Annotated in this window: 9 protein-coding genes and 3 pseudogenes; 8 read left to right on the forward strand and 4 right to left on the reverse strand. The window is 62.8% G+C overall.

Annotated features, from left to right (window positions below; translation table 11 throughout):
* Positions 1–199: 199 nt before the first annotated feature.
* A complete protein-coding gene (locus ACFE72_RS04930) occupies positions 200–1,165 on the reverse strand; it encodes an SMP-30/gluconolactonase/LRE family protein (protein ID WP_375411944.1) in 966 nt (321 codons plus the stop codon).
* 90 nt (positions 1,166–1,255) lie between these two features.
* On the opposite strand from ACFE72_RS04930, the gene ACFE72_RS04935 reads away from it, so the two are divergent.
* From ACFE72_RS04935 to ACFE72_RS04955, 5 genes are all read left to right on the forward strand, one after another.
* Complete coding sequence (locus ACFE72_RS04935; RefSeq protein WP_375411945.1) at positions 1,256–2,074, forward strand: NAD-dependent epimerase/dehydratase family protein; 819 nt, start codon at positions 1,256–1,258, stop codon at positions 2,072–2,074.
* 157 nt (positions 2,075–2,231) lie between these two features.
* The gene (locus ACFE72_RS04940; protein WP_375411946.1) at positions 2,232–3,932 is read left to right on the forward strand and encodes an IlvD/Edd family dehydratase; all 1,701 of its coding nucleotides are present in this window, start codon (positions 2,232–2,234) and stop codon (positions 3,930–3,932) included.
* A 214-nt stretch (positions 3,933–4,146) separates the two neighbouring features.
* A complete protein-coding gene (locus ACFE72_RS04945) occupies positions 4,147–5,130 on the forward strand; it encodes a TRAP transporter substrate-binding protein (protein ID WP_375412046.1) in 984 nt (327 codons plus the stop codon).
* Between the two features lie 280 nt (positions 5,131–5,410).
* Positions 5,411–5,995, forward strand: a complete 585-nt coding sequence (locus tag ACFE72_RS04950; RefSeq protein ID WP_375411947.1) for a TRAP transporter small permease — start codon at positions 5,411–5,413, stop codon at positions 5,993–5,995.
* Complete coding sequence (locus ACFE72_RS04955; protein WP_375411948.1) at positions 5,992–7,332, forward strand: TRAP transporter large permease; 1,341 nt, start codon at positions 5,992–5,994, stop codon at positions 7,330–7,332. Before ACFE72_RS04950 ends, ACFE72_RS04955 begins: the two co-directional genes overlap by 4 nt.
* Before the next feature lie 148 nt (positions 7,333–7,480).
* Here the strand turns inward: ACFE72_RS04955 and ACFE72_RS04960 are convergent, their stop codons facing one another.
* Positions 7,481–8,287, reverse strand: a complete 807-nt coding sequence (locus ACFE72_RS04960; RefSeq protein ID WP_375411949.1) for an enoyl-CoA hydratase/isomerase family protein — start codon at positions 8,285–8,287, stop codon at positions 7,481–7,483.
* 85 nt (positions 8,288–8,372) lie between these two features.
* Between ACFE72_RS04960 and ACFE72_RS04965 the strand changes: the two are divergent.
* Positions 8,373–8,899 (forward strand): annotated as a pseudogene (locus tag ACFE72_RS04965) (cytochrome P450); the annotation flags it as partial.
* A gap of 37 nt (positions 8,900–8,936) precedes the next feature.
* Here the strand turns inward: ACFE72_RS04965 and ACFE72_RS04970 are convergent.
* Together ACFE72_RS04970 and ACFE72_RS04975 are read right to left on the reverse strand one after the other, a co-directional pair.
* A complete protein-coding gene (locus ACFE72_RS04970; protein ID WP_375411950.1) occupies positions 8,937–9,911 on the reverse strand; it encodes a ribokinase in 975 nt (324 codons plus the stop codon).
* A gap of 50 nt (positions 9,912–9,961) precedes the next feature.
* Positions 9,962–10,855, reverse strand: a complete 894-nt coding sequence (locus ACFE72_RS04975) for a sugar kinase (protein ID WP_375411951.1) — start codon at positions 10,853–10,855, stop codon at positions 9,962–9,964.
* A 197-nt stretch (positions 10,856–11,052) separates the two neighbouring features.
* Here ACFE72_RS04975 and ACFE72_RS04980 point away from each other — a divergent pair.
* Positions 11,053–12,010 (forward strand): annotated as a pseudogene (locus tag ACFE72_RS04980) (Glu/Leu/Phe/Val dehydrogenase).
* Between the two features lie 10 nt (positions 12,011–12,020).
* Positions 12,021–12,865 (forward strand): annotated as a pseudogene (locus ACFE72_RS04985) (VOC family protein).
* The last annotated feature ends 16 nt before the right edge of the window (positions 12,866–12,881 follow it).

Raw genomic sequence — 12,881 nt, forward strand, 5'->3', positions numbered from 1 at the left:
CGGGGCCTTCACCGGGGCTTACGCGTGGCGTGCCCGGGGCGCGCGGCGGCATTTCCGCCAGGCGGAGCATCGCGAAAATGCCGCAGCGCAGAACCGGGATCCCGGTTTCTTCCTTCTAGAGCCGAAAGCAACCGGGGCCCCGGCTCTGCAGCGCACCGCTTCGCGAAGAGCTACGCGCTGCGCTGCGTCCGGGGCACGATCATCCCCCGAGCGCGCCCTGTGTGTTCACATACAGCGCGTAGATCGACTGACTTGCGGCCATGAACAGCCGGTTGCGCTTCAATCCGCCGAAGCACAGGTTGGCGCAGCGCTCGGGCAGCGCGATGCGGCCGATCTGCGCGCCGTCCGGCGCGAACACGAATACGCCGTCCAGTTCCGGATCGCCCATGCCCCAGCCGCACCACAGATTGCCGTCGATGTCGCAGCGCATGCCGTCCGGTGTGCCGGGCCCGGCGTCGATATGGATGCGCTTGTTGGAAAGCGTTTTGCCGTCGGCACTCATGTCGTAGGCCAGTATCTTCCGGTTCGGCACGCCGCGCGATTCGACGACATAGAGAATTTTCTCGTCCGGGGAAAAGCAAAGCCCGTTGGGGCCGAGCACGTCGTCGGCAACGATGGTGGCGGCGCCGGTGGCGCCGTCGATGCGGTAGACATTGGCATTGATCTCGGATTCGGCCTTGTAGCCTTCGTAGTTGCCGAGCAGGCCGAATGTCGGATCGGTGAACCAGATCGATCCGTCGGATTTGACCACCACGTCGTTCGGTGAATTCAACCGCCTGCCTTGGAAGGAATCCATCAGCACCGTCATCGAGCCATCGTATTCGGTGCGGGTGACGCGACGGCCGCCATGCTCGCAGGTGATGAGACGGCCCTGACGGTCGCGGGTGTGGCCGTTGGCGAAGTTGGATGGTTTGCGGTAGATGCTGACCGCGCCGGTTTCTTCCTCCCATTTGAGGATGCGGTTGTTGGGGATGTCGCTGCACAACAGATAACGGCCGTCGCCGAACCACACCGGGCCTTCGCCCCAGCGCAGGCCGCAGGCGAGCCGCTCGACCGCCGACAGTTTCAGCCAGTATTTCTCGAAGCGCGGATCGAGGGCGTGAATGGCGGGATCGGGATAATACGTCGCCGGCTGCCAGCCGGCGCGATCGGTGGAGTCTGGCATGACGTTTCTCGTTGTTGCGTTTCCTCTGATTTTGGTTTGCTATCACTCCCGCTCGACGGCCGCAAACCGGCCGCAAGAACGAGGGATGAAATGCCACGCATATTGATGACCGGCGCGTCCGGCGAAATCGGCACGCGCTTACGCCAGCTATTGCCGCCGATCTATCCGGATCTGGTGCTCAGCGATGTGAAAACGCCGGCCGATCTCGATGCATCCGAAACATTCAAGCCCGCGGACCTTGCCGACCTCGCCCAGGTCGAATCGATCTGCGAGGGCATCGACGGCATTCTGCATTTCGGCGGATTCTCGATCGAAGGCCCGTGGGACACCATCCTGCAGTCCAACATCATCGGCTGCTACAATCTGTTCGAGGCGGCGCGAAGAAAAGGCGTCCAACGCGTGGTATTCGCGTCGTCGAACCACGCGGTCGGGTTCTATCCACGACATCACCGCATCGGCGCCGACGTCACGGTGCGGCCCGACAGCCGTTACGGCGTCAGCAAGGCGTTCGGCGAGGCAATCGGATCGCTGTATGCCGACAAGCACGGGATCGGTGTGACCTGTCTTCGGATCGGCAATTTCGGCGACAAGCCGCTCGACCATCGCCGGCTCTCGATTTGGCTCAAGCCGGAAGATCTGGTGCAGCTCTGCCGGATCGGGCTCGACCATCCCGATATTCATTTCGAAATCCTGTACGGGGCGTCCTATAACGAGCGGGCGTGGTGGGACAATCACCGCGCCTACGATCTCGGCTATCGGCCGACCGGCCGCGCCGAGGATTTTCGCGATCAGGCATTCGCCGGGCAGGCCAAGCTGAAGTCGGATCCGGTCCGGCAATTCTACCAGGGCGGCGCGTTCTGCAGCCTGGAGTTTTCAGGCGACATGAGCCGGATCGTGAAGTGGAAATAGTTGCCGCCATCATTCCGGGGCGCGCGCCGCTTCGCGCGCGAGCCCGGAATCCATAACCGCGATTGGGGGTTATGGATTCCGGGCCTGCGCCAAGAGGCGCATCCCGGAATGACGGTGGATAGATTACGGAATATGCCAACAACGGAAAGAAACAACAATGGCCGACGGACTGCGCAAAGGACTGACGAGTTACGGCGACGCCGGGTTTTCGCTGTTCCTGCGCAAAGCCTTCATCAAGGCGATGGGTTATTCGGATGACGCGCTGAACAGGCCGATCGTCGGCATCACCAACACCCACAGCGACTACAATCCCTGCCACGGCAACGTGCCGCAGATCATCGAAGCGGTGAAGCGTGGCGTGATGCTGGCCGGCGCGATGCCGATGGTGTTTCCCACCATCTCGATTGCCGAGAGTTTCGCGTTTCCGACCTCGATGTATCTGCGCAATCTGATGGCGATGGACACCGAGGAGATGATCCGCGCCCAGCCGATGGACGCGGTGGTGGTGATCGGCGGCTGCGACAAGACGCTGCCGGCGCAGATCATGGCCGCGGTCAGCGCCGATCTGCCGACGGTGGTGATTCCGGTGGGGCCGATGGTGGTCGGTCATCACAAGGGCGAGGTGCTCGGCGCCTGCACCGATTGCCGGCGGCTGTGGGCCAAGTTCCGCGCCGGTGAAATCGACGAAACCGAAATCGAGGCCGTCAACGGCCGCCTCGCCCCGTCGGTCGGCACCTGCATGGTGATGGGCACCGCCTCCACCATGGCCTGCGTCACCGAGGCGCTGGGATTGTCGCTGCCGATGAGCGCGGCCATTCCAGCACCGCATGCCGAGCGCTTTCGCTCCGCGGAAGCCAGCGGCGGGGTTGCAGCCGAAATGGCGAAGGCAAAGGGACCTCGCCCCAGTGAGTTGCTTACGGCGGCGTCGTTCAGGAATGCGCAGGTGGTATTGCAGGCGATCGGCGGATCGACCAACGGCCTCATCCATCTCACCGCGATCGCCAACCGCACCGAGCACCGCATCGATCTCGAAGCTTTCGACAGGCTCGGCCGCGAGGTTCCCGTGCTGATCGACTTGAAGCCGTCGGGCGCGCATTACATGGAGCATTTCCATCACGCCGGCGGCCTGCCCAAGCTGATGAAGCAGCTCGGCGATCTCATCGATCTCGATGCGAAAACCGTTGCCGGCACGTTGCGCGATGCCGTCGCCGCTGCCGAGGAGGTGCCGGGGCAGGATGTGATCCGCCCGCGCAGCCATCCGATCAGGCCGGAGGGTGCGATGGCGGTGCTGCACGGCAATCTCGCGCCGCGCGGCGCCGTGATCAAGCATTCGGCGGCGAGTCCGAAACTGCTGCAGCACACCGGCCGCGCCGTGGTGTTCGACTCGGTTGAGGACATGACATTGCGGGTCGACGATCCCGCGCTCGACGTTACCGCCGAAGATGTCCTGGTATTGCGGAATGCGGGTCCCAGGGGTGCGCCGGGCATGCCGGAGGCCGGCTACCTGCCGATCCCCATGAAGCTCGGGCGCGCGGGCGTCAAGGACATGGTGCGGATATCGGACGCGCGGATGAGCGGCACGGCGTTCGGCACCATCGTGCTGCACATCACGCCGGAATCCGCGGCCGGCGGGCCGCTGGCGCTGGTGCGGAATGGCGACATGATCCGGCTCGACGTCGCCGGGCGCAGCATCGATCTGTTGGTCGACGCCGCCGAGCTGGAAAAGCGCCGCGCCGCGCTTCCGCCGGCGATCGCGCCGGAATGGGCGCGGCGCGGATATGCGCATCTGTTCAACGAGACGATTTTGCAGGCCGACGAGGGCTGCGATTTCGATTTTATGCGAGCGGCCGGCAAGTAGTTTCGTGTCTCGGACGCGGTGCGGCATTCTTCATGCCGCTCCGCAGAGCCGGACCATACCGGACGCCGACGTTTGTGAAAGGCCCGGCTCTGCGGCACGTCACGCCGTGAAGGCTCCAAGCAGCAGCTTGCGATGCTTCATTGACAATGCCGCAACCCCGATGGAATGATTGAGAAAATCAAAACAGGGGGAAACGGTGAAACTTCCAAGCTCCATGAAGTGTGTATTGCTCGCTGCACTAGCGATGCTGTCTGCCGCCGGCGCGGACGCCCAGGAAACCAGGCATTATCGCTTTGCCCACGATCAGCAGCTCAACTCCGGTTACAGCGTCGCCTACGACATCTTCTCCGGAAAGCTCAAGGAACTGAGCAAGGGCACCATGCTGGTCGACCAGTATCCCGGCGCTCAGCTCGGCCAGGAACCGCAACTGTTGCAACTGGTCAAGTCCGGAGATCTCGATTTTGCGATCGTGTCGTCGGCCAATACTTCGACGATATCTCCGCAGGCCGGCGTGATGTCGCTGCACTTCCTGTTCCGCAATGAAGGCCATGTGATCAAGGCGCTGGCCGACCAGCAGGTCATCGATGCGATCAAGGCGATGATCGACGACACGACGCAAGGCCTGCACGTCATCGCCACCGGCTCGCAGGGGGTGCGGAACATCTACAGCAAGAAGGAAGTCGGCAAAATCGACGACGTCAAGGGAATGAAGATCCGCGTTCAGGCGACCGCAACCGAAGACACCATGTTCCCGGCCTACGGCGCGCAGACCGTGCACATGCCGTTCGGCAGCGTCTACACTTCGCTGCAGACCGGCGTCGTCGAGGCCGCAGAAAACAGCATCAACGTCTATCTGATCAACCGGCACTACGAGGTGGCGCCGACGCTCTCGATCACCGAGCACGAAGCCAACAACGCGCTGCTCTTTATCAGCGACAGGCTGTGGCAGAGCCTTTCCGCCGACCAGAAGCGGTGGGTGACGACGGCAGCGGGCGAGGTCAGCGCCAATGAACCGGCCAAGGCCTTCGAACTGGAGCGAGCCGCAGCGGCCAAACTGAAGACGATGGGCGTCAAGATCGTCACAAACGTCGACAAGAGCGGCTTTACCAGGATTGCCGACCCCTATCTCGACAAGCTCGCCAAGGAGCTCGGCCCGCACGCCGACAAGATCAAGACCCTGATCAGGGCGATCAACTGATGTGAGACCATCATGATCAACCGTCATGCCCGGGCTTGTCCCTACCATATGCACACATCTCGGCCCTCATTGCCGGGCTTGACCCGGCAATTCATCCCCTTCGAAACGACTCTTCCGAAGATGGATGGATACGCGGGTCATGCCTGCGTATGACGAGATGTGTGAATCCCGTAGGGCTTGTCCCGGGCATCCACGCCGTTCCAGCGCCACAGGACGAAACATGGTTGACCGGGACAAGCCGGCCATGACGAGGGGAAATACCATTGCTTCAGGGTAGAATATGACCATCGCCGACAAGTTGGTTTTGCAGCGGCAGCATCACCTGAAATGGCCTGCGCTCGACCGGCTCGAACTGGTCCTAATGCTGCTTTGCGGCGTGCTGTGCTTCGGGTTCTCGCTGTCGGTGACGGCCGACATTGTCACCCGGACCATCGGCCGTCCCTGGCTGTGGCTGCAGGAAGTGACGTCAACGCTGTTCATCTATGCAATTTTCATCGGCGCGGCCACGGCGACGCGCCGCAATGATCATCTTTATCTGACGGCGATTTCCGAGGCGTTGCACGGCGTGCCGCGGCTGATCGTCGAGATCATCATCCGCCTCGCCGTTCTCGGCGTCGCGTTTTGCCTGATTTATTTCGGCTATATCAACTATCTCAGAGGCTTCGGCAGCTTCCGGCTTCCATCGGGTACGCCGATCGCATCGCTTTATGCCGCGATTCCGCTGTCCGGCGTGCTGATCGCGCTGTTCACGGTCGAACAACTGGTCAACGGCATCCGCAACGGATTCGACCATCCCGAACCGATCGAGGAGGACCTCAACATCCCGGTGATCAATTCCGGCATTCCGACAAGGCCGGGCCTGTGAGCGCGCCCGTCGTTCTCGCACTGATGACGTTCTGCTTTCTGTTCTTCGGCTATCTCGGCGTGCCCGTGCCGTTTTCGCTGCTGGCCGGCGTTTTCATCGGCGCGCTGCTCACGGACGTCTCACTGGCGGCGATCATTCAAAAGGTTTTCGACGGCGTCGATTCCGAGGCGCTGCTTGCGATCCCGTTCTTCCTGCTGGTCGGTGAGTTGATGAGTTCGGCCAACGTCGTGGTGCGGATCGCCAACCTGTCGTTGTCGCTGGTAGGGCACATCAGGGGAGGGTTGTCCCAGGTCGTCGTCGTCTTCAGCATGTTCTTCTCGGAGATGTCCGGATCGACCACCGCCGACGTCGCGGTGATGAGCCGGGCGTTGGGCGGCCCGATGAAGCGCGAGGGCTACAGCCCCGCCTTCGTCGCGGCGATCATTGCATCCGCATCCACCATCGCCGCCCTGGTGCCGCCGAGCATCACCGCGGTGGTCTATGGCGCGGTCGGCAACGTCTCGATCGCCGGATTGTTCATGGCCGGCGTGGTGCCGGGATTGATGATCGGCTTCGGCCTGATGATCTACTGCTATTTCTTCGGACCGGTGGGGATGCGCAAGCCGCGCGCGCCGCTTCGTCAGGTCATCTTCGCAGCCGGCGACGCGGCGCTGCCGCTGATGATCCCGGTGATCCTGCTGGGCGGCATCCTTTCCGGCTGGTTCACTCCGACCGAAGCCGGCGTCGTCGCGGTGATCTGGATCATCGCGGTGGTGATCCCCACGCTCAACCGCGGGCACATCCGGAAAATTCCATACGATTTCTGCCTCGCCGGGCTGATTTTTTCATTGCCGCTGATCACCATCGGCGCCGCCAACGCGTTTGGCTGGATGCTGGCCTATCTGCGTGGAGCGATCGTCATTTCCGACTGGATCATTTCCATTGCCGGCAACGACCCGCATCTGATGATGCTGCTCCTGGTGCTGCTGTTTACCGTGGTCGGCGACTTCATCGAGCCGGTGCCGACCATCATCATCTTCATGCCGCTGGTGAACGCGCTGACGCAGGCCGGCGACATCAACGGCGTGCATATGGGTGTGGTGCTGATCGCCACACTGGCGTTCGGGCTGATCACGCCGCCCTATGGCCTCGTGCTGCTGATGGCCTCGAAATTCGTCGGCGTCAGTTTCGCAAAAGCGTTGCGCGCGGCGTTGCCGATCTACGTGGTTTTCCTGGTGACGATCACCTTCACGATCTACTTCCCGAAGGTCGTGCTGTGGCTGCCGAAGCAGGTGATCCCGGAATCGGTGGGATGCTTCAGGTCTCCGGCGGGGACGGGATATATCTGTCCGAATTAATGAGCGTTCGCTTCACAATCAAAGTCGTCCCCGCGAAGGCGGGGAGCCATACCCCTTGGCGCCGATTGTTAAGGCCTCTTCCCTGGGGCCGAAACGAGAGCACACGGCGTATGGGTCCCCGCCTTCGCGGGGACGACTCGTGGAGATGCTACTTGCCCTTGCTCGTGAACTTCAGTACCGCGGCCCGAAACTCGTCGGTCTGCATGCAGCCGATGATCTTCTCCTCTTCGGCATCGAGTTGCTGCCGCGTCGCGGTGACGGCGGCCTGGTAGATCAGCGACTTGGTACCGCCGATCGCCGCCAGCGGATTCTGCGCCAGCCGTCGGGCGAATTGTTGCGTCGCCACCTTCAGTTCTGCGGCCGGAACAATTTTGGCGACCAGACCCCACTCTAGCGCCTGCCGGGCGGAGAAACTGTCTTCCGCAAGGAATATCTGCAGCGCGCGGCGAATACCCACGGTGCCGACCATGCCGACGGTGCTGCCGCCATCCGGCGACACACCGATCTTGGCATAGGCGGGCGTAAAACGGGCGTCGTCGGCGGCAATGCAGAGGTCGGCGACGAAGGCCAGTCCCATTCCAGCACCGGCCGCGGAGCCATGAACGCTCGACAGCACGATCTTGGGCATGCGCCGCAGGGTCTCGATGAACACGTGATAGTGCTTCAGCAATTCGCCGACCACAGGCGCGATGGTGTCGGCGGCAGCCGCAGCGCCGATGGTCTGCAGGTCGCCGCCGGCGCTGAATGCCCGGCCTGCGCCTTCGATGACCAGCACGCGGAGTTCGTTGTTGGCCTCCACCTCGGCGCCGAGTTGTTCCAGCTTTTTAGCGATTGCAAGATTGATCGAGTTGAACGCGCCGGGACGATTGAGCGTGAGGGTCGCGATTGCGCCTTCGATGCTCAGCAGCGCGGAGTCGTCGGCGGTCCCAGATGTCGCGGAATCCGGCGTGGGCATGGCGAAGGTCCCTTATGGCAGCTCCTCGCGTATTTAAATAGCAAAGGGAAAAGGGTGACAATCCCTGAACCGGTCGTGCAATTGCGGTGAGTTGACCGAGGACGAGGCCGGGATGTTGGTGCGCTCATTCCTGTCCGCAGGCGTCGACACGACGGTCTACGGGCTCGGTTACGCGCTCTATTGCCTGGCGCGATACCCCGAGCAATACGCCGCCCTTCGCGGCAATCCGGCGTTGATCCGCGGCGCGTTCGAGGAGGTGCTGCGCTTCGAGGCATCGGTGCAGTCGTTTTCCGCACCACGACCAAAGCAGTCGAGGCTTCCGGTGTCCGGCTCGGCGACGGCGAGAAAGTGCTGCGGTTGTTCGCGGCCGCCAACCGCGATCCGCGACGCTGGGACAAGCCCGATAGCTTCGACGTCAGGCGCCGGGCCACGGGCCATATGACCTTCGGCACCGGCATCCACGGATGCGTCGGCCAGGCATTGGCGCGGCTGGAAACCGAGGCCGTCCTGGGCGCGCTCGTCAAGCGCTGCGCGGTCGTCGAGATGACCGCCGAACCGACGCGCCGGCTCAACAACACCCTGCGCGGGATCGACACCTTACCGCTTCGCGTCGCCGCTTTAGGCGCCGTGCAGCCGCTGGCATCCGCCGTCATGTCGGCGAGCCTACCGCCGTCTCCCCGGTGCGATGGGGGATGCGCGTAGCCGCGGAGGTAGCGGCATTCATCTCCGCTGTCGTCGGCATCGACGTCGCCGCGCCCATCCGTTGCACGCAGATCGACGCGGCGATGTTGGCATAGTTCAACGCATCGCGAATTGGCTTGCCGTCTGCAAGTTGCGCGGCGACGGCTCCGATAAAACAATCGCCGGCCCCCGTGGTATCGACCGCTTCGACGACCCGGCCCGGAATGACCAGAGATTCGCCGCCCGCCAGCGCGATCGCACCGCGCCTGCCCAGCGTCACGCAGGTGATTCTATCCCTGCCATTCCCGCCGTCCTGCAACGATCGCGCCGCCTCGACGAAACGCGCAGGATCGTCGGCGCCGCGAAGTTCGCTTCGTGTGAGGAAGCCGAGTTCGGTTTCGTTGAGGATGAGAATATCGGCAAGTTCGAGCAGACCGCGATCGAATGCGATGGCGGGCGCCGGATTGAGAATGGTCGTCGCGCCGGCGGCTCTTGCCCGCAGGAAGAAAGCGTGGATCGCCGCCGGCGCAATCTCGAACTGGCTGACGGCTGCGTCGCCTTTTGCAAGATTAGCCGTGCCGATGTCGGCCGCGCTGACCAGCGCATTCGCACCGGGAATGACGACGATGGTATTGTCGGCATGCGCGACCGTGATGACGGCCGTGCCGGTTTGCGCTCCGGCCGCGGTCTTTACGAATGTCAGGTCGACGCCCTGCGCCGACAGAAACGCCCGCAGGTCGCGGCCGAACGCGTCGTCGCCGAGACATGCAATCAATGTAGTTGCAGCGCCGAGCTTTGCCGCCGCAACCGCCTGGTTGGCACCTTTGCCGCCGGGAGAATACAACATTTCGCGCCCGACGACGGTTTCGCCGATTTGCGGGTGGCGGTCGGCCGTCGCCACCACATCCATGTTGATGCTTCCGGCGACGAATACGTGCCCCATGTCGTATGTCCCTGTCTGTTCGGACTCCAAAACCGTGGATGGCGCAACAGTCAGGCCGTGACCTCAAACTCCCGCCGGACCTTTTCGATATCGGCAAGCGTGGGCAGCCCGGCCTCGTTGCCAAGGTGTTGAATCTTGTAGGTCGATGCCGCGCGCGCGAAAACAAAATGATCCTGCCAGCTTTTTTCAGGATTGCTGAGATAGGAATAGACATAGGCGCCATGAAACACGTCGCCGGCGCCATTGGTATCGAGCACGCGGTCGCGCGCGATGGTCAGCGAGGGAAGCGCGCGCGCCACGCCGGTTTCGTCATACCAGAGCAGGCCGCGCTCGCCCATCGTGACGCCCCCGATGCGGCAGCCGCGGCTTTTGAGATAGTCCAGCATGGTCTCGGGCGTTTTATCCATCTGCTCGCACAGCCGCTCGGCGACGATGGCAACGTCGATGAATTTCAGGAGCTCGTGGGTATTGGTCCTCAAGCCGCCGCCGTCGAGCGAGGTCAGGATGCCGGCCTCGCGGCATAGTCTTGCATAGTAAATAGCCGCGTCCGGCTGGTGCCCATCGACATGCAATGCGCGACAGCCCTTGAGATTGAGCAGCGGGAAAGGGTGGATATGCTCGTCGTCGCGGCAGCGTACGATGGCGCGTTTGCCGTCCTTCGGCATGATGAACGACAGCGACGAGGCATTGACCTTGCGCGGGTGGATCGAGATTCCATATTTCGCGCTCATGTCCTGAAACATGCGGCCGAGCCAGTCGTTGGCCACGGTGGCGATCAGGTCCGGCACGATCCCGAGCTTGGCACAGCAGAACGCCGCGGTGACGGCATTGCCGCCGAATGAAACCGCATAGGCCGAGGCGACGTGCTTTTCGTCGCCACTCGGCATATGGTCGGTGATGAAAGTGACGTCGATATAGGTCTGTCCGATAAAGAGGGCCTGCATTGGCGATCCGTGACTTAAGAGGGCTCGGCTGGCGTCATTACACTAGCACTGCTTGCTGCCGGGTAATCGCTAATATTATTTGCATTGCAAGACCGGTATCGCTTGAGATCGGCCTATCGCCGGATTACGACCAAGGCCGGCCGCCGTGGAACCGCCGCATCGGCATTTTCCGGTCGATGAAACCAGGGGAGGCAGCGATGACGGTCTATTCCGGTCCGGTATTCGACATGGCGGTCAATCAGTTCGGCGTCATCGCCAACCATCTCTCGATCCCGATGGACGAACGCGACCGGCTGCTGCTGCCGAAACGCGCGATTACCATTTCATGCCCGATCCATCGCGACAACGGATCGATCGATGGCGTGGTTCATGGACACCTATTCGATGTATCAGGGCCGTACCGTCACCGAGATCGTCACCGGCAAACCGGTCAGTTCCGGCGGAACGCTGGGGCGGCGCGAGGCGACCGGGCGCGGCGTGGCGCATCTCGCCAAGCGGGTGATGAAGGAACTTTCGATCGATCTCAACAATGCAACCGCCGTGATTCAGGGTTTTGGCAATGTCGGCTCCTATGCGGCGCTGGACCTGCAGCGATTCGGCCTCAAAGTCATCGCGGTCAGCGATCATACCGGTGCGCTCCATGATAAGGCGGGCCTCGATATTCCAGGCTTGATGCAGCACGCCGGCCGGCACGGCAGTCTGGCCGGATATTCCACGCAGCTGGCGTGCGACCCCGCCGGCATTCTCACCATGCCCTGCGACGTGCTGGTGCCCGCGGCGATGGAACGCGTGATCGACGCGGACATTGCGGCCAATCTCAAATGCTGCGTGCTGGCCGAAGGCGCCAACGGACCGACCACGCCTGATGCGGATCTCGTGCTGGAAAAGCGTCAGGACGAAGTGTTTTTGATTCCGGACATTCTCTGCAACTCCGGCGGCGTCGTGGTCAGCTATTTCGAATGGGTGCAGGATCTGCAGCAATTGTTCTGGGAAGAGGAAGAGGTGATGCGCCGCGAATACCAGATCCTGGATCGCGCGTTCGATTCGATGGTGCTGCGCTCCAAAACCGACGGAATCCCGCACCGCACCGCGGCGATGGCGATCGGCGTGGAAAAGGTGCGGGCGGCGAAGACCACGCGGGGGCTGTTCCCGTGACGGACCTTTCATGATTACGGGACTCGATCACGTCGTGGTTCTGGTTCGGGCGCTCGAAGCGGGTGTAGCGGCCTATCAAACGCTGTTTGCCCGCGCCCGGCCTGGCGCAGCGCCGGCGATGGCGCGGAAACCGCGTTGTTCACGCTCGACAACACGGCGCTCGAATTGATGTCGCCGAGCGGCGGCGGCGTAACCGCAGACCGCATCCGCGCTGTCATCTCCGAGCACGGCGAGGGGTTGGCAAGCATCTGCTTTCGCACCAAAGACATCGCGAAAATGCACCGCAGGCTCGACCGGCTCATGCTGAATCCGGAGCCGGTGGCCGATGTCCAGAGCCGCGATGCGGTCTCAGGCGCGACGCTGTCATGGAAGCGAACCCGCGCGTCGACGGAATCCGCCCGAGGCGTCCGGCTGTTCTTTCTTGACATGAAGACTGAACGCCCGCGCTCGGCCGCGATCGGGGACGCCTCGATTACCGCAATGGACCATATTGTCATCGCGACCGGCGATCCCGAACGCGCCGCGGCGCTCTACGGCGCCCGGCTCGGGCTCGACATGGCGCTCGATCGCTCGCATCCCGATTGGGGCCGGCTGATGTTCTTCCGTTGCGGCGATCTGATCGTGGAGATCGTTCATCGCCCGGGTACCCAGGCCGATCCCGCGCAGGACGAACTCTATGGCATGAGCTGGCGCGTCGACGATGCGGACGCCACGCGGAGCCGGCTGCTATCCGCCGGCATCGACGTGTCCGAGGTCCGCAGCGGCCGCAAGCCCGGCACGCGCGTGCTCACCGTGCGCAGCGGCACCTGCGGCATTCCCACATTGCTGGTGGAACGGATGGAAAGCGATCCGTAGGACGGGTTGAGCGAAG

The sequence above is a fragment of the uncultured Bradyrhizobium sp. genome, from assembly GCF_964252615.1.
Lineage (GTDB): Bacteria > Pseudomonadota > Alphaproteobacteria > Rhizobiales > Xanthobacteraceae > Bradyrhizobium.